Below are 15,623 nucleotides of genomic sequence, written 5' to 3' on the forward strand. Positions count from 1 at the left end.
GCCGGGCTCTGTTTGTCAGCTATCTGGAGTGGCTCGAAAGCCGCTCGATCGCTTGGCACGATTTACTCTTGCTCAGCCTTCGGACGGCACTTCGGCGGCCATTCCAAGCGCATGCAGGTAAAGGTCGAGCACGGCCTCTTCCTCTTCACGCTCGTGGGGCTGTTTCTTGCGCAGCGAGACGACCTTGCGCAGGATCTTGACATCATAACCGTTGCCCTTGGCCTCGGCATAGACATCCTTGATGTCGTCGGAAATGACCTTCTTTTCTTCTTCCAGACGCTCGATGCGCTCGACGAATGCCCGCAGCTGATCGGCTGCCACTCCACCCGGATCGGACATGTTCTAAAGTCTCCTTGTTGTTTCTTATTACCTGTCGGATTGCACGGCACGGACGGGCGAGCCCTGACCGCGGTTCTTGAAATCGTGTTGTGCCCTGCCAGAGTCGGCCGGGACCGTCAAGCTGCCGCCCTGCAATTTTGAGCGATGGTTCAGTGGGCCGGATTGTTTTTCTCGAAAGCGGCCTTCTGATCGGCGGTCGCCTCGGACTGATACCTGGCTTTCCAGTCGTCATAGGGCATGCCGTAGACGATTTCCCGGGCCGACGCCTTGTCGAGTTCCAGCCCCTTTTCCCCGGCAGCGTCCTGGTACCAGTTGGACAGGCAGTTGCGGCAAAATCCGGCCAGGTTCATCATGTCGATGTTTTGAACGTCCGTTCGTCCCTGCAAATGCGCTACAAGGCGGCGGAAGACGGCTGCTTCCAGTTCCAGTTTGGTCTGTTCATCCATGGCTTGCGGCCTCCTCGTTTTGTCTCGCCGCCCTTTGCAGGGCACTCAGTCCGTGTCACTGCGCGACTTGAAATGCTGGATGCGGCGGCAGTCCAGACTTGTCACTATGGTTCGCAGGACCGGTTCCAGACGGTCGGCCCATTCTGTAACGCCGTGCGGATCGGCGATCAGGTCCTGGCGCAATTCCAGCAAGGCATGCGCCAGACCGCGGCTGGTTGCGTGGCGGTACATTGTGTCGTTTTTGAGAGCGCCGTCGTAAGGTTCATTGTCCCCCACGACAAGATCCTCCTGAGCTCTCAGACCATCCAGCATCGGCCGGGCGGCTCTTGGATCGCTGTCCCAAAGCACCGTGATGTGCCAGGGCCGGGGCACCCCGCGCCAGACCGGCGTGAAGCTGTGAATCGAAACAATGACAGGAGGCGGCGCCTTGGCGATCATCGTGTTGAGCGACCGGTCGATCAGGTCGTGATACGGCTTGTGGAACGCCTCGATCCGGCCGGCACGCTCCCGCTCGTCGACCTGCGCGTTGCCGGGCACGACCGCGCCGTCGGACAGGCGCATGATCAGGGTCGGGTCGTCTTCTCCCCGGTTGGGGTCGATCAGCAGACGGGAATATGTGGTCAGGCAGGCAGGTGCGTTCAGGCGCCTTGCCAGTTCGAGCGTGACCGCGCGGGCGCCGATGTCATAGCCGATATGGCGCTCGAACTGCTCCGCCGGGACCCCCAGGTCGCCATAACCGGGCGGCACCGTGTTGCGCGCGTGGTCGCACAGAAGCAGGAGACCCGAATCGGGATCCCCGCTGATATATTCGACTGGCTGAAAAGCCACACCGGGTTCGGCTGCAGTTTCTTTCATCTCTCGCTTCATGGAAATGCGTGCGGCTCTCGATATGCAGGCCGTCAGGTGTACGGCAATCAGGCATCGGAACCAAGACCCAAATCACCGCCCCGCGGGCCGGCGGCTGCAGATTCCGGTGCCCGCGGGAAAAGATCCACACGCCGGTCACCGGCACTTTTGCCTGGGAACGTACAACCCTGTATACGCTTTATTGTCAGCGAAAATCGCTCGCGGACCAAACGGTCATGTTCCCGCCCCATTTCTAACCACAAAGGGTTGGGATGGTCTGATCGGGCGCGTATTTTCAGACGGTCGGGAAAACAAGTTTGGGCGAAAGCTTCCTGATCCTGTTAACGACGTTGACAAGTCCCCCTTGTCCACGCAAAAAACGAATGTCTGTGAAGCAGCAAAGTGAACGACTGCATATGTTTAAGGTTGGGGAACGGTACCAGGGCAGGGATCGGGCACGTATGAACGCGCCCGCCAAGGTTGCCTGCGCCGGGGCTCTCGCCATGTTGTTTCTTTCTGCCGCGAGCAACGATGCCAGGGCTGATCTGCGTCTTTGCAACAAGACGGACAGCCAGGTCGGGGTCGCAATCGGTTACAAGGACAAAACCGATTGGGTGACCGAAGGCTGGTGGAATCTGGCATCCAATTCCTGCGAGACTCTGGTGCCCGGCGCACTGGTGTCACGATACTATTACATCTACGCAGTTGATTATGACCAATTCGGCGAATGGGGTGGCCGGGCATTCATGTGCACCCGGGAAAAGGAATTCACCATTCGCGGAATTGAGGACTGCGTGGCTCGCGGATTTGAGCGGACAGGCTTCTTTGAAATAGACACGGGTGAGCAGAGCAGCTGGACGGTCCAGCTGACCGAACCCGTGCAGCAGGGGACAGGTGGGCGATGAGGCGTAACCGACGAGTCAAGATACTGGCAACTCTCGGACCCTCCTCCTCAGAACAAGACATCATCGAAAAACTGTATCGCTCGGGTGCGGACGTGTTCCGCATCAACATGAGTCATACCGATCATGATCGTCTGAAGATGCTTGTGGAGCGCATCCGTTCTGTCGAGGAGAAAATTGGACGGCCGATCGGCATTCTGGCCGATCTGCAGGGACCGAAGCTGCGTGTGGGCACTTTCGCAAACGGCCCGGTCGTGCTGGAAAACGGCGCGAGTTTCACGCTCGACGCCGACACGTCCGGCGGCGACATCAATCGTGTTCATCTGCCGCACCCCGAAATCCTGAAGGCACTGGAGCCGGGTCACCGCCTGTTGCTCGATGACGGCAAGGTCCAGCTGAACGTCACGGAAGCCAGCGCAACCAGAGCGGTCACGAAAGTCGTCGTCGGCGGCAAGCTGTCGGACCGCAAAGGCGTCAGTGTTCCCGATTCGGAAATCGCAACCAGCGCCATGACCGAGAAGGACCACAAGGACCTGATCGCCGCGCTCGAGCAGAACGTCGACTGGGTTGCGCTGTCCTTCGTGCAGCGTGCCGACGATATCGCCGAAGTGCGCAAGATCGTCCGCGGCCGCGCCGGTGTTCTCGCCAAGATCGAGAAGCCTCAGGCGATCGGTCGGCTGGACGAGATCATCGAGCTGTCCGATGCCATCATGGTCGCCCGCGGCGATCTGGGCGTGGAGTTGCCGCTGGAACAGGTTCCAGGACTTCAGAAACGGATCACCCGCGCCTGCCGCCGAGCCGGCAAACCTGTCGTGATCGCCACCCAGATGCTGGAATCGATGATTACGGCACCGGTTCCGACACGCGCCGAAGTGTCCGACGTCGCCACTGCCGTTTTCGAGGGCGCAGACGCCGTCATGCTGTCGGCCGAATCCGCCGCCGGCGACTTTCCGATCGAAGCCGTGTCCACCATGGACAGGATCGCCCGGGAGGTGGAGCAGGACACCAACTTCCGCAACATCATCTACTCTCAGCGGACCGAGCCGGAAGCAACCGGCGCCGATGCGATTTCCGCGGCCGCCCGGCAGATCGCCGAAACGCTCAATCTCGCGGCTGTGGTGTGTTACACGACGTCCGGTGCCACGGGCCTGCGCGCATCGCGTGAACGGCCGGCCAGTCCGGTGATCGTGCTGTCCCCGGTCCTGGCGACAGCGCGCCGCCTGTCCCTCGGCTGGGGTCTTCACTGCGTTGTCAGCGAGGATGCCGCCAACGAGGAAGACATGATCGATCGTGCCTGCCGCATCTCCTATTCGGAGGATTTCGCGAAACCGGGGCAGAGAATCATCGTGACGGCCGGCGTCCCTTTCGGCACGCCCGGCTCCACCAACATGTTGCGGATTGCCTTTGTCGGCAAGGACGGCCAGGGCGGCATTTGACGCTCTAACCGATTAGATTGAAAAGGCGGCCACCCGGCCGCCTTTTTCATGCCGGCTGCGGCAGTGCCGCCGGCCGGTCCTGCATCTCTTCCCGGCCGTCCGCTTCAACCCGCAGCAGCAGCCTGTCGAGCGCCGTGACGATGGCCTGGGTGTGCGTGTGATGCAGCATGTGCCCTGCCCTGTCCAGAACGACGAGTTCCGCATCGGGAAGATCGGTGAGCAGTCCCTCGCAATGGATGGACGGCCACACCACCGCATCCTCCGTGCCCGTGACGACAAGCGCCGGACGGGTCAGACCGGGGTAGCGCGGCGCCTGGCTTGTGAGCGCCCCCTTCAGGTCATGTATGTGTCTGGCATTGGCGCGGAAACTTTCCGGCCGGAACAGCAGGGGGAGACGAATCGACCGGGCATAGCCGTGAGGCGCCGGATCCGGAGAAAAGGCGTTTGTCATGGCCGCCGGCGCCAGCCGCTCGGCAACCGGCAGCGTCAGGGTTCGGACAAACAACCAGCCGACAACGGGCAAGGCGGCGAGCGTGTAGTACCAGGTGACACCGCCCGGCCAGACATGCGTGACAGGCGCCAGAAACGCCAGGCCCCTGACCCGGTCCGGCGCCGCCAGTCCGAGAGCCGCTGTCACTGCTCCCGCCAGCGAGTGACCCACCACCACCGCCTTGTCGATCCGAAGCTCCTCAAGGAGGCCGGCAATCAACCGGGCCTGACCGTCCGGAGAGCGGTGAACGGCGCGCCCGCGTTCGGAAAAGCCCAGGCCCGGCCGGTCGACGAACAAGGCGGCGACCCGGCCCCGGAAGGACGCTTCGAACGCAAGCCTCATGTCATAGGCATTACCGCTGGCACCGTGGAGGAACACCAGCATGGGCGCACCCGGCTTTTCCCCGCCCCCCGGAAGGAAATGATAGTGAAGCCGGACACCGTCCACGGTTGCAAAGGCGCCGTCCGGCGTCAGCCGGCGCGTGATCCGGCCGGTCCGCAAGCGGGTATAGGCGGCCAGCAGCGCCAGACCGGCCACAGCCACAAGAAAAGTCGTCATCATGAGAGCGACATAGCACCCCGAAGGCGGCAATCGAGGGCCAGACCGGTCACCCGGCACTTATGCAGGCGTACCTTCCGCGTCCTTTTCCAGGGTTTCGACCGCCTTGGCGGCGTTCTCCAGACCGGGATTGACCTCCAGGGCACGCCGGAAAGTCGTCAGCGCTTCGGTTTCGAACCCGAGACGCCGCTGAATGATCGCAAGTCCGGACAGGGCGCCCCAGTGCCGCGGTTCCAGCGCCAGCGTGCGCTCGATGTCGACGAGAGATTTGCCGAAATCCTCACGCATGTAGTGAACGGTCGCCCGCCTGTTCCAGCCTTCAGCATAGGACGGTTTCAAGATCACGACCGCGTCCAGAAGGTCAAGGGCAAGTCCGTGGTCCTCCGCCTGGATCGCCTTGCCGGCCCGGGACATCAGCACGTCGACGGTGTCGCTGCCGGACGCCATCCAGATCAACTGGATCTCGCGGGCGATGCGCTCGGCCGACTTGGGCGTATCCACTTCGGCAAGATCGGTGAAGAGCTCGTCCAGACGCGATTTTTCCTCGTCCGGATCGGTGTCCTCGACAACAACCTGACCGCCCTCTTCAGGCAGGTCTTCCGGAAGCGGGCTGAAGTCCTCCGCCGACGGCGGCGCGGCTTCCGGGCCGAAGTCCGGCACGGTCTGGGCGCCGGCAGAAGGCGCTCCGAGAAGGACAAGAAGGGTAAACACAAAAATACGCATGCAGCGATTATGGGTCGCTGCATGCGGCGGTCAATCCGGGAATTTGACACATCTTCGTGCGCCAACTGCTCAGCTCGGTGAACCTTCCACAATCAGTCTACACAAGCAGCTGATACAAAAGGCGAATTCAAACCGACGCCGCAGATCGGCGCAGCAACAGGATCAGCCCTGGCGTGCTTTGAAACGCGGGTTTTTCTTGTTGATGATGTAGACGCGGCCTTTCCGGCGCACCATGCGATTGTCGCGGTGGCGGGTCATGAGCGCTTTGAGCGAGTTTTTGATCTTCATGTCAATGTCCCCCCGGAGGGTCCTGCTACTTTAAACCAAATGAGCGCCAGAGGCGCTCACATTCGAGTGGATCGGCCTGGAAGCAGCGGCAGCAGATGCGCCTGTCTGTCAGATCAATCCGCGCTGCCTGAAACCATCAACCAGCGAAACAATGGTGGGCGTGACAGGGATTGAACCTGTGACCCCTTCGATGTCAACGAAGTGCTCTCCCGCTGAGCTACACGCCCGAATTTCTCGGTCCCCGGCGCCCCAACGCCGTGGTGGAGTGCGATATAACGGGGTTCAGCAAACTGTGCAACCCCCCTTGTTCACCGAACCGTCAAAAATTCCCCAGTCTTGTGAGTGTCCTGCGAATGTGCCGGCAGCTCCCGTCGGAACGGGGGCTCAATCCTCCAGCATGCGCTCCACTTCCTGAACCAGATCCTTCAGATGAAAGGGCTTGGACAGCACCTTTGCGTCCTTCGGTGCATCGGATTCGGGATTGAGAGCGACGGCGGCAAAGCCGGTGATGAACATCACCTTGAGGTCGGGATCGAGTTCGGTTGCGCGCCGCGCCAGTTCGATCCCGTCCATTTCAGGCATCACGATATCCGTCAGAAGCAGCGAGAACGGCTCCTCGCGCAGCCGTTCGTATGCGCTCTTGCCGTTGTCGAACGACACCACGTCGTGCCCGGCATTCTCCAGCGCCTTGGCCAGAAAGCGGCGCATGTCATCATCATCTTCTGCAAGCAGGATACGCGGCATCGTTGTCGACCAATTCCCTTAATCATCGGTTGTGGTACGGGTTTCCCGACTGCCGGTTATAGCTCGAATTCCAGAGAATGGTAGGGAGAATTGGTTCTCCTGAGGTTTTGAGGCCGTGACTGTGGACTGCGTGTTGATTCCTTGGCACCATAGGCGCTCGTCCGAACCGGACGACATACGGGAAACACCATTTGACGGACCTCGACCAGCCCTCTTCGACAGCTCCCTTCGAAGCCGACTTCAACGGGCTGCCCGCGTTCGATATCCTGTGTCCCGCCGATCAGAGGATTCCATTCGTCTTCAACTCCCCGCATTCCGGCCGCCAGTATTCGAAAAGATTCCTGGCGTCTTCCCGGCTGGATGAAAAATCCATCCGCCGGTCAGAGGACGCTTTTGTCGACGATCTGTTTGCCCATGTCGTGCCGCTCGGCGCGCCGCTGCTGCGGGCGCATTTTCCCAGGGCCTATCTCGACGTCAATCGGGAACCCTATGAACTCGACCCGAGAATGTTCGACGGACGCCTGCCGGCCTATGCCAATGTCCGCTCGATCCGGGTCGCCGGCGGGCTTGGCACCGTGGCGCGGATCGTCAGCGAGAATCACGAGATCTACCGTCACAAGCTTCCCGTGGCGGAAGCCCTGCACAGGGTCGAGGAAATCTACAAGCCGTACCATTCGACCCTGCGGCGCCTGCTGGCCCAGACTCACGTCACCTTCGGTTACGCGGTGCTGATCGATTGTCACTCCATGCCGTCGAGCGTCAAATGCCAGGCGACCGACACCCGCCCGGATTTCATTCTCGGGGACCGCTACGGCACCAGCTGCAGCAGTGACCTGACCGAGTTCGCCTGCGCGGTGCTGAAGGACATGGGCTACAGTGTCAGCAGGAACAAGCCCTATGCCGGCGGCTTCATCACCGAGCACTACGGCAGACCCTCCAGCGGCCTTCACGCGTTGCAGATAGAAATCAACCGCGGCCTCTATATGGACGAGACGACCCAGGAGCCGTCCGCCGGCTTTGCCGATCTGTTCCACAATCTGCGCAGCTTCGCCCGTGAACTGACGTCCATCCCCGACGCGGCACTGCCCGCCGAACCCATTGCCGCCGAATAGACGCTGCCGATAGACAAGACGGAATAAAAATCCCAAAAAAAGAGGCCGCACTCAAAGAATGAGGCGGCCCGAGTCTAGGGAGGAAACGCCCAAGGAGGGCGGCGCGACACAACGTATCGCACTGCAATAAAATCGCATCGCACCGCACAAAGGTCAAGTCTGCACATGGGGCCATACTGAACAAACTATGAGCATTCAGGCCGGTTTTACCGACACTTTTTTTTGCAAAACACGCTATACAGGCGAAAAGCCGCAACATCCGCGGATGCGCGGCCGACCGTTTTATGGAGATCTCGATGTCGTCACAGCCTGTTTCCGGCTCCCATGAACTCGCCCCGTTTCTGGAGCAGCTCGCGGATGCGGCGGGCAGTGCGATCATGCCCCATTTCCGCCAGAGCTTCGACATCGACAACAAGTGGGACACCGGGTTCGACCCGGTCACCATCGCCGACAGGAACGGCGAAACGGCGATGCGCGAGCTGATCAACCGCACCTATGCGGACCACGGCATTCTCGGCGAGGAGCACGGGCCGGAAAACCTCGATGCCGACCAGGTCTGGGTGCTGGATCCCATCGACGGCACCAGGGCCTTTATCACCGGACTGCCGACCTGGGGCACCTTGATCGGCCTGAGGACGCACGGAAAACCGAGCCTCGGCATGATGGCCCAGCCCTATATCGGCGAACGCTTCTTCGGGGATTGTGACACGGCCTGGTATCGCGGACCGCTCGGGTCGCGCACACTCGGCAGCCGCTCCCGTGACCGCCTGGATGACGCGACGATCTTCACGACGACTCCGGCGCTCTTCAACGAAACGGAACGGCAGGCCTTCGACCGTGTCGAGGCACAGGTGCAGCTCTCCCGTTATGGCACCGATTGTTATGCCTATTGCATGGTGGCCGCCGGACTTGGCGATGCGGTGATCGAATCCGGCCTGCAGGCCTACGACATTGTCGCACTGGTGCCGATCGTCGAAGGCGCCGGCGGGGTGGTCACCACCTGGACCGGCGGTTCTCCGGCCGATGGCGGCCAGATCGTGGCCTCCGGCGACCCGCGGTTTCACGACATCCTGCTCAGGGAACTGGCCAAGGCCTGATCCGGCCAGATCCGGCCGGTTCCGGCCTGAGACGAGCTGAAAGGGCCGTGTCCTAGAGTGCCGCGCGGTCCAGCTCGTGCTCCACGTCCAGACCGGGAACGAACGCATCGAAGGCCGCCCAGAACTGGTCCCGGTAGGCATCCCGTTCCATCATCAGTTCATGCTCCGCACCGGCGATTTCCAGATAGGCCGCGGCCTTTGTTCTGGCAACGAAGTCCTCGATCATCGGTGTCGACACGATCCGGTCCTTGCCCGCCGCAATCACCAGGCAGGGCAGGTGCATGTTCGGACCGGCCTCCCGCCGCCTCAGGACTGTCATCGCTCGACCGGCGGCGCCCAGCCAGCCGAGCGTCGGCGCGCCGACGCCGAGTTCCGGCACCTGTTCGAGCACCTTGTTGAAGCGTTCGAACCGGGTCCGGTCCGAGGTTTGCCGATTGGTCTCGAAAGGCACGAAGATGTCCTTGTTTCCACCGGGAACAAACACCCTGCCGAAACCGGCCAGAGACAGCGCCCGCGCGGCCGGATAGCCGATCCTTTCGATGAACCACGATGTTCTGGGCGCTTTCGCCTTGAGCGGCACACGGCCCAGAAGACCCAGAGAGAGCGTCCGCAGGACCCGTCTGCGCAGGCCGTTCAGACCAGGCAGCCACGCGCCGGGGGGCAGGCCCAGAAGCGGCGCTGTCAGAACCGCCCGATCCAGCATGGTCCGCAGCCGGGCGGCGTCGGAAAGCAGCACGAGCGCGCCCGTGGAATGCGCCAGGGCGAAATGCGGACCGGGATAGGTCGCCAGCGCAACATCCTTCAGCACGGTTCTGAGATCCACGCGATATTTCTTGAAGCCGGAAACGTGCCCGCGTTTCGGATTGCGCGTCAGCCGCTGGGAGCCGCCCTGGCCGCGCCAGTCAAACGTCACCACGGCAAATCCCCGTCTGCGGAGATCGTCAATCACCTCGAAATATTTTTCGATAAATTCCGCCCGCCCCTGCAACAGGGTCACCGTGCCCTTGCGCGGGCCTTCCCCTGCCGGCCAATGGGCATAGCGGATCCGTATACCGTCCGGCGTGGTCACGAACCCGGCCCGCGCGCCTTCCGGTACCGGGTTGTCCGGATGATCGGCCAGGGTCGCGTGCGCGCTGTCTTCCTGAAGTGCGGAGGATTTGATCTTCAATCGGTAACCCGTTTCCCTGAACACAGACGTTGGCCGCATTGACCGGCAGTGGCCGGCATCGGACCGGCTTCGGCAGCGCCTGGCGTCCGGTCGGCCTGCAGCCGTTTGACCCATCCTGTGATAGCGGGCTTGCCGCCTGCCCACAATAGCCACAGCCCGGCTCCATCGGGGTCATTCCCCCGGGAAACCGGACTGAAGGTTTGAGGATGGCGGGTTGAACTCAGTACCACGGGCCATACCGGCGCGGACCATGACCGATGGAACGGCTGCGAACGATATGCGCGGTCCGCGAGTCGACCACCAGCCGCATTTTCTGGCCGCCCCATGCCCGGGCCTTGACGATATAGACCGGACCCCGGCGATCCACGATTTGGATCTTGTGGAAACCGCGATGACGCAGGCTGCGGCGGATCTGACGCGGCTCCATGGCGAAGTGACGACCGCCGTGGCGCCCGCTCCAGCCCCCGTCGCGGCCGCGACGCCCTTTCCAGTCTCCGTGCTTGCCACGATGGCCTTTCCAGTCCTTGCGGCCGTTGCCCTTGCGGTGGTCGACCTTGACGACCAGTTCGGCCTGCGCGGACTGAACCTGAGCATCGGCGGCCCGGGGAGCGGCGGAAGCCGTATTGGCGAACCCGACTGTAACCAGCAGAATGGCGCCGGCGATCGGGGCGGACAATTTCGAAACTTTGGTGAACATGCGGGTCTCTCCTGTCTGATCCGCCAGCCCGTGCTGACGTTGTCCCGAAGATGCACCGGGCCACTTGAACGCAACCGGAAGGCACCGTTCAGGTGACATTCATGTTCAGGTCACCCATCCCGGCTGCCCCTTGAAATGAAAATCCCCAATTCCCAGATTCAGTCTTGCAGGCGCCAATCGGGTCTGCGCCGCAGTCCGGTCCCGCCAATGATGGGGGACAGGGGATTGCGCCTATCAGTGAAGTATCAGTTGCTCAAAGAGAGGACAGACACATGCGTCACTTGGACTTTTCTCCGCTTTACCGGTCCACCGTCGGGTTCGACCGTCTTTTCAACATGCTCGACAGCGCCGGCTCGGACGCGCCGAGCTATCCGCCCTACAACATCGAGCGCACGGGCGAGAATTCCTACCGCATCACCATGGCGGTCGCCGGCTTTGACGAAGCCGAGCTGTCCGTGGAAGCCAAGGAAAACGTTCTTGCAATCAAGGGCGAAAAACCCGAGGACGATGCCGACCGGGAAATCCTGTACCGGGGCATTGCATCGCGCACCTTCGAGCGCCGGTTCCAGATCGCCGAGCATGTCCGTGTGGAAGGCGCCAGCCTTGAGAACGGCCTGCTTCATGTCGATCTCGTCCGGGAAATTCCCGAAGCGATGAAACCGCGCAAGATCGAAATCACCTCCGGTTCGGCCAAGCAGATCGAATCGACGGTTCAGTAAAGCTTTCGCCTTCAATGGCAAAGGCATGACCCACGAGGCGCCTGGGAAACCAGGCGCCTCTCCACGTTTCGGCTCCAGGGGGCGGACCGGGGTGATATCGATGAAGCACTTCACGCCCTGAGCGGTCACCGGCCCGGTTCGATGCAATCCAGATCCAAGGGTCTCAGGCCCTTCTGATCATCCCCCTCGGCACGGAGCCTGACCGACCGCTGTCCGGGCAATTTTCGCAAGGTAACGACCGACCCTCCCCCAACCGTCCCTGCAAGTGCCGGATCCCTCCCTCACGTCGTGCCCGCAGGAAGCTGATTGGAGTGGCTCCATTGCCGGGGAGACTCCCCGTACAGGCGTTTGAACTCACGGCTGAACTGGGAGGAACTCACATAGCCCACCGCAAGAGCCGCGGCGTTCACGGTCATGCCCCCGGCGATCTTCGTGGCGGCGCTGTTCAGCCGCATGGACTTCGCAAACTGGATGGGAGACATGGTCGTGGCCTGTTTGAATTTGCGATGGAACACGGCCCGGCTCATCCCCACCTGCGCGGCCATATCCTCGATGGTGACAGTCTCATCCAGATGCATGGACAGGTATTCGATGGCGCGGGCAATTTCATTGCCCACACCGAAGGCACGCCGCGCGGAGATCCCTGCCTCCCCTTTCAATACGGCGTAATATACCTCGCGAAGCCGGCCATCCCCAAGGACCGCCGTATCAGCCTGGCTCTCGCCCAACTGCAGCAGCCGCCACAGCGCGTCCGTAAATGCCGCGTCCCAGTGTGCGAGCGCCAATCCTTGCGGGAGCGGGCCAGTCGAAGGTGTTCGTATGGCACCTGCCGCACTTTCCATCTCGATGGCCAGTTCCGTCATCACCCTCGTGTCCAGTGAGATCAGCACACCCAGAAGCGGATTGTCCGGCGACGCCTCGGGAGTTCCGGCTTCCACCGGCAGGGAAATCGGGCAACACATGTATTGATTGCTGTCATATACATATCTTTGACCATCCAGTATCGCTTCCTTGGCGCCGTTCACAATCGCCACCACGGAGGGCTCGTAGACCGCGGGAAGACAGCGAACCGGATTGCTCACGCGAAAAAGCTGCACCCCCTTCACTCCGGTTTCGGTGATGCCGTCCTCGCGGACCCTGTTTTCAACCAGGTGTTTTATCTTTTGTCTGTTCATGCGGCCAACTTAGCACTGCAAATAACGCAATTGAACGACACTGATATGATTGGGCATGTTTTTGCGACTAATCAGTCTGTTTTCATGCGCCATCGACAGCTATCTGCACTTCAGGAATGAACCAGGCGACGGTCGCACGATCGTCAGTCGCCAGCGGCAGGAGCATGGCTATGAACAACAACACATCTGGATCTGGCGGCTGGACCCCGGAGCAACTCGGCTCCCTTGCGGGCAAGACCTATGTCATCACCGGCGCCAACGCCGGCATCGGGTTCGAGGCCACGCGGGTGTTTCTGTCCAGGGGCGCGAAAGTGGTGATGATGAACCGCAGCGCCGGGAAATCACAATCCGCCATGGAGCGCCTGAAACAGGAATTCGGCACTGATGCCCAAGTGAGTTTCGTGCACATGGACCTGGCGGTACTGGCGTCAGTGCGGGACGCAGCGGCGGGGGTCACGAAGATCGCACCCCGGATCGACGCCCTCATCTGCAACGCCGCGATCGCGCAGGTTGCCAGACAGCAGATCACCGTAGACGGCTTTGAAAGCCAGCTCGGCGTGAACCATTTCGCTCACTTCCTCCTGTGTGGATTGCTGTTCGACCGGATCGAGCAGTCGCGGGGGCGCATCGTGGTCGTCGGCAGCAATGCGTACAAGATGGGGCTGAAGAGAATCCGGTTCGAAGACCTCAACTTCGACGCCGATTACTCCGCCTGGAACGCCTACGCCCAGAGCAAGCTGGCGCAGATGGTATTTGCCTATGAGTTGCAGCGCCGGATCCTGGCTGCGGGCAAGAGCGTTCAGGTCCGTGTCTGCCATCCCGGCGCGTCACGCACGAGCCTGATCCAGGGCCAGACCAGCCGCACCACGAAGGTTCTGTGGGCGTTGATGTCCCCCTTCGCGCAATCCGCCGAGAAAGGGTCCTGGCCGGAGGTCATGTGCGCGACCATGGAGGGGTTGAAGCCGGAAATGTATTGCGGCCCGACAAGGTTCGAGATGGTTGGCCCCATCATGGAGCGCCCGGTAGAAGATCTGGCGTTGAACAGGGATGCCGCTGCCAGGCTCTGGTCGCTCTCCGAGCAAAAGACATCCCTGAGCTGGTCACCGTAGGCACGCCGGACGATGAACCGGAAACCCGCCGCTCAGACCGTCTCCGACAACACTTTCAGGAAGGCCGCAACGTCCGCATCGGTGGTCGCGAAGCTGGTGACCATGCGCAGGCAGACTTCATCGGATGTAGGCGCATGGCCGGCCGGCAGATCGGTGGCCGGCCATTCGTAGAGCATCGCTCCCGCGTCCTGAAGGGCTTTGAACCGGTCACGCTTCAGGATCGGGAACAACTCATTGGCCTCGACCGGCCACGCCGTCCGTCCACCCAGACCGCGGATCCCCTCGGCAAGTCCGCCGGCCATGGCGTTGGCATGGGCGGCAGTGACAAGCCAGCCGTTGTCCTCGAAATAGCCCTCGAACTGGGCCGCCACGAAGCGGCTCTTGGAAAACAGGTGTCCGCCGCGTTTGCGGAAATATTCAAACTCCCGGCCGGCATCCGGATCGAAGAACACGACTGCTTCCGCGCACCAGCAGCCGTTCTTGGTCGCCCCGAACGACAACACGTCGACCCCGGCCTTCCAGGTCATGTCGGCCGGCGTGCAGCCCAGCGTCACCAGCGCATTGGCAAAGCGCGCTCCGTCCATGTGCAGCGGCACGGAGCGTGTCCGGCAGACGTCCTTGATGGCGGCGATCTCGTCGAGCGTATAGACAGTGCCGCATTCGCTCGCCTGGCTGATGGAGACCGAGGCCACCTGGCCGTGATGCACCACGCCCGCCGGGAACCCGGCCATGGCATCTGTCAGCCCTTCCGGGGTGATCTTGCCGGCCGCGCCATCGACACCCACCAGTTTGCCACCGCCGGTCATGAATTCCGGGCAGTTGCATTCATCCAGCTGGATATGCGCCGTGCGGTGGCAGAAAATGGCGCCACCGGGCCTGGCATAGGCCGTCAGGGCGAGCGCGTTCGCCGCCGTGCCGGTCGCCACGAAATAGACGGAAACCTCACGGTCGAAAATGTCACTGAAAGTCCGAGAGACCGACGCTGTCAGGGGATCCGTGCCGTAGGCCGGCACGAAGCCGGTATTGTGGCGGGCGAGCGCGGACATCACCGCCGGCGCCGCCCCCGCCCAATTGTCGCTTGCGAAATTCATACCCCGGTTTAATCAGGTCGCCGGTCGCCCGGCAACATGATTTTGCACCTGCCGGGGCCGGTCTCAGTCGTAGTACATTTCACGCCTGCGGTAGGACCGGCCGAGCAGCCAGTCGAGCGATACCACCCCCGGCCCCTTCAGGGTCGGCACCAGCAGCAGGAAGATCCAGAGCAGCCGGTCATCGGCGATCGTCGCATAGGGGTTGCCATCGAACAGGGCGCCGATCGTTTTGGCATCCACGCCGTGACCGGTGATGTCGACATAGGTCATGACGATGATGAAGACGATCATGCCCATGCTGGCAAAGCGCGTGAACAGCCCGACGACGACGAGCACCGGCAGGATGAATTCCCCCCAGGTCCCGAGCAGGACAATCAGGCCATAGGGGAAAAAGGCGATCTGGCTGGTGTCATAGCTGACCTGTTCCATCAGCTTCGGCAGCATCTGCGCATAGGCGCCGGACGTCGGCGTGAAGATATTCATGAAATTGCCGCCGATCTTGGTCATCGCGGAATTCAGAAAGAACTGAAGCAATACCGCCGCGAACACGAACCGGGCCGCAAGCCCCAGGAACCAGCCATTCGTCAGCCGCTCGAGAGCACCGAACACCATCGTGTACAAACGCACGAAAAATCCAATCAACGTACCCATTTGTTCCCCCTTCCCGGACGTGATCTCATTCC

Annotated in this window: 18 protein-coding genes and 1 tRNA gene; 6 read left to right on the forward strand and 13 right to left on the reverse strand. The window is 61.7% G+C overall.

The window, feature by feature from the left end:
- Window positions 1–72: 72 nt before the first annotated feature.
- From WNZ15_RS11290 to WNZ15_RS11300, 3 genes are all read right to left on the reverse strand, one after another.
- Window positions 73–339 carry a DUF2312 domain-containing protein gene (locus tag WNZ15_RS11290; RefSeq protein WP_342893069.1) on the reverse strand — a complete coding sequence of 89 codons (267 nt, stop codon included), beginning with the start codon at window positions 337–339 and terminating at the stop codon, window positions 73–75.
- Between the two features lie 149 nt (window positions 340–488).
- Window positions 489–785, reverse strand: coding sequence for a DUF1244 domain-containing protein (locus WNZ15_RS11295; RefSeq protein WP_342893070.1), 297 nt, complete (start codon window positions 783–785; stop codon window positions 489–491).
- A gap of 45 nt (window positions 786–830) precedes the next feature.
- Window positions 831–1,640: an N-formylglutamate amidohydrolase gene (locus WNZ15_RS11300; protein WP_342893071.1), complete on the reverse strand. Its 810-nt coding sequence runs from the start codon at window positions 1,638–1,640 to the stop codon at window positions 831–833.
- A gap of 494 nt (window positions 1,641–2,134) precedes the next feature.
- Here WNZ15_RS11300 and WNZ15_RS11305 point away from each other — a divergent pair, with 494 nt between their 5' ends.
- Entirely contained in the window at window positions 2,135–2,536 is a 402-nt protein-coding gene (locus WNZ15_RS11305; RefSeq protein WP_342893202.1) for a DUF1036 domain-containing protein, read from the forward strand.
- Entirely contained in the window at window positions 2,533–3,969 is a 1,437-nt protein-coding gene (gene pyk, locus WNZ15_RS11310; RefSeq protein ID WP_342893072.1) for a pyruvate kinase, read from the forward strand. Before WNZ15_RS11305 ends, pyk begins: the two co-directional genes overlap by 4 nt.
- Before the next feature lie 46 nt (window positions 3,970–4,015).
- Here pyk and WNZ15_RS11315 read toward each other — a convergent pair whose 3' ends face one another.
- The 5 genes from WNZ15_RS11315 to WNZ15_RS11335 form a co-directional block, all read right to left on the reverse strand.
- On the reverse strand, window positions 4,016–5,020 hold the full coding sequence (locus tag WNZ15_RS11315; protein WP_342893073.1) for an alpha/beta hydrolase: 1,005 nt from the start codon (window positions 5,018–5,020) through the stop codon (window positions 4,016–4,018).
- A 57-nt stretch (window positions 5,021–5,077) separates the two neighbouring features.
- Window positions 5,078–5,740 (reverse strand): tetratricopeptide repeat protein, encoded by a 663-nt coding sequence (locus WNZ15_RS11320; protein WP_342893074.1) that lies wholly within the window; start codon window positions 5,738–5,740, stop codon window positions 5,078–5,080.
- Window positions 5,741–5,902: 162 nt separating this feature from the next.
- Complete coding sequence (gene ykgO / locus WNZ15_RS11325; protein WP_006932207.1) at window positions 5,903–6,028, reverse strand: type B 50S ribosomal protein L36; 126 nt, start codon at window positions 6,026–6,028, stop codon at window positions 5,903–5,905.
- Between the two features lie 152 nt (window positions 6,029–6,180).
- Window positions 6,181–6,255: transfer RNA gene (locus WNZ15_RS11330), tRNA-Val, on the reverse strand.
- Window positions 6,256–6,412: 157 nt separating this feature from the next.
- Window positions 6,413–6,772, reverse strand: coding sequence for a response regulator (locus WNZ15_RS11335; protein WP_342893075.1), 360 nt, complete (start codon window positions 6,770–6,772; stop codon window positions 6,413–6,415).
- Window positions 6,773–7,020: 248 nt separating this feature from the next.
- Between WNZ15_RS11335 and WNZ15_RS11340 the strand changes: the two genes are divergently transcribed.
- On the forward strand, window positions 7,021–7,884 hold the full coding sequence (locus tag WNZ15_RS11340) for an N-formylglutamate amidohydrolase (protein ID WP_342893203.1): 864 nt from the start codon (window positions 7,021–7,023) through the stop codon (window positions 7,882–7,884).
- 296 nt (window positions 7,885–8,180) lie between these two features.
- The gene (gene hisN / locus WNZ15_RS11345) at window positions 8,181–8,981 is read left to right on the forward strand and encodes a histidinol-phosphatase (protein WP_342893076.1); all 801 of its coding nucleotides are present in this window, start codon (window positions 8,181–8,183) and stop codon (window positions 8,979–8,981) included.
- Between the two features lie 52 nt (window positions 8,982–9,033).
- Here the strand turns inward: hisN and WNZ15_RS11350 are convergent, their stop codons facing one another.
- Window positions 9,034–10,149, reverse strand: coding sequence for an alpha/beta hydrolase (locus tag WNZ15_RS11350; RefSeq protein ID WP_342893077.1), 1,116 nt, complete (start codon window positions 10,147–10,149; stop codon window positions 9,034–9,036).
- 220 nt (window positions 10,150–10,369) lie between these two features.
- Window positions 10,370–10,846 carry a hypothetical protein gene (locus tag WNZ15_RS11355; protein WP_342893078.1) on the reverse strand — a complete coding sequence of 159 codons (477 nt, stop codon included), beginning with the start codon at window positions 10,844–10,846 and terminating at the stop codon, window positions 10,370–10,372.
- 272 nt (window positions 10,847–11,118) lie between these two features.
- On the opposite strand from WNZ15_RS11355, the gene WNZ15_RS11360 reads away from it, so the two are divergent.
- Window positions 11,119–11,565, forward strand: coding sequence for an Hsp20 family protein (locus WNZ15_RS11360; protein ID WP_342893079.1), 447 nt, complete (start codon window positions 11,119–11,121; stop codon window positions 11,563–11,565).
- A 281-nt stretch (window positions 11,566–11,846) separates the two neighbouring features.
- On the opposite strand, the gene WNZ15_RS11365 is transcribed toward WNZ15_RS11360, so the two are convergent.
- A complete protein-coding gene (locus tag WNZ15_RS11365) occupies window positions 11,847–12,740 on the reverse strand; it encodes an AraC family transcriptional regulator (RefSeq protein ID WP_342893080.1) in 894 nt (297 codons plus the stop codon).
- A gap of 170 nt (window positions 12,741–12,910) precedes the next feature.
- On the opposite strand from WNZ15_RS11365, the gene WNZ15_RS11370 reads away from it, so the two are divergent.
- Window positions 12,911–13,849 carry an SDR family oxidoreductase gene (locus WNZ15_RS11370; protein WP_342893081.1) on the forward strand — a complete coding sequence of 313 codons (939 nt, stop codon included), beginning with the start codon at window positions 12,911–12,913 and terminating at the stop codon, window positions 13,847–13,849.
- A gap of 32 nt (window positions 13,850–13,881) precedes the next feature.
- Here WNZ15_RS11370 and WNZ15_RS11375 read toward each other — a convergent pair whose 3' ends face one another.
- Together WNZ15_RS11375 and WNZ15_RS11380 are read right to left on the reverse strand one after the other, a co-directional pair.
- Entirely contained in the window at window positions 13,882–14,940 is a 1,059-nt protein-coding gene (locus WNZ15_RS11375; protein WP_342893082.1) for a low specificity L-threonine aldolase, read from the reverse strand.
- A 63-nt stretch (window positions 14,941–15,003) separates the two neighbouring features.
- Window positions 15,004–15,591, reverse strand: a complete 588-nt coding sequence (locus WNZ15_RS11380; protein ID WP_342893083.1) for a DoxX family protein — start codon at window positions 15,589–15,591, stop codon at window positions 15,004–15,006.
- Between the last annotated feature and the right edge of the window lie 32 nt (window positions 15,592–15,623).

The sequence above is a fragment of the Roseibium sp. AS2 genome (assembly GCF_038900065.1).
GTDB lineage: Bacteria > Pseudomonadota > Alphaproteobacteria > Rhizobiales > Stappiaceae > Roseibium.

Excerpts from the sequence above, each read along its gene's own strand:
- WNZ15_RS11290 (WP_342893069.1), bottom strand. The coding sequence starts at position 339 with ATGTCCGATCCGGGTGGAGTGGCAGCCGATCAGCTGCGGGCATTCGTC.
- WNZ15_RS11295 (WP_342893070.1), bottom strand. The coding sequence starts at position 785 with ATGGATGAACAGACCAAACTGGAACTGGAAGCAGCCGTCTTCCGCCGC.
- WNZ15_RS11300 (WP_342893071.1), bottom strand. The coding sequence starts at position 1,640 with ATGAAAGAAACTGCAGCCGAACCCGGTGTGGCTTTTCAGCCAGTCGAA.
- WNZ15_RS11305 (WP_342893202.1), top strand. The coding sequence starts at position 2,135 with ATGTTGTTTCTTTCTGCCGCGAGCAACGATGCCAGGGCTGATCTGCGT.
- pyk (WP_342893072.1), top strand. The coding sequence starts at position 2,533 with ATGAGGCGTAACCGACGAGTCAAGATACTGGCAACTCTCGGACCCTCC.
- WNZ15_RS11315 (WP_342893073.1), bottom strand. The coding sequence starts at position 5,020 with ATGATGACGACTTTTCTTGTGGCTGTGGCCGGTCTGGCGCTGCTGGCC.
- WNZ15_RS11320 (WP_342893074.1), bottom strand. The coding sequence starts at position 5,740 with ATGCGTATTTTTGTGTTTACCCTTCTTGTCCTTCTCGGAGCGCCTTCT.
- ykgO (WP_006932207.1), bottom strand. The coding sequence starts at position 6,028 with ATGAAGATCAAAAACTCGCTCAAAGCGCTCATGACCCGCCACCGCGAC.
- WNZ15_RS11335 (WP_342893075.1), bottom strand. The coding sequence starts at position 6,772 with ATGCCGCGTATCCTGCTTGCAGAAGATGATGATGACATGCGCCGCTTT.
- hisN (WP_342893076.1), top strand. The coding sequence starts at position 8,181 with ATGTCGTCACAGCCTGTTTCCGGCTCCCATGAACTCGCCCCGTTTCTG.
- WNZ15_RS11355 (WP_342893078.1), bottom strand. The coding sequence starts at position 10,846 with ATGTTCACCAAAGTTTCGAAATTGTCCGCCCCGATCGCCGGCGCCATT.
- WNZ15_RS11360 (WP_342893079.1), top strand. The coding sequence starts at position 11,119 with ATGCGTCACTTGGACTTTTCTCCGCTTTACCGGTCCACCGTCGGGTTC.
- WNZ15_RS11365 (WP_342893080.1), bottom strand. The coding sequence starts at position 12,740 with ATGAACAGACAAAAGATAAAACACCTGGTTGAAAACAGGGTCCGCGAG.
- WNZ15_RS11370 (WP_342893081.1), top strand. The coding sequence starts at position 12,911 with ATGAACAACAACACATCTGGATCTGGCGGCTGGACCCCGGAGCAACTC.
- WNZ15_RS11375 (WP_342893082.1), bottom strand. The coding sequence starts at position 14,940 with ATGAATTTCGCAAGCGACAATTGGGCGGGGGCGGCGCCGGCGGTGATG.
- WNZ15_RS11380 (WP_342893083.1), bottom strand. The coding sequence starts at position 15,591 with ATGGGTACGTTGATTGGATTTTTCGTGCGTTTGTACACGATGGTGTTC.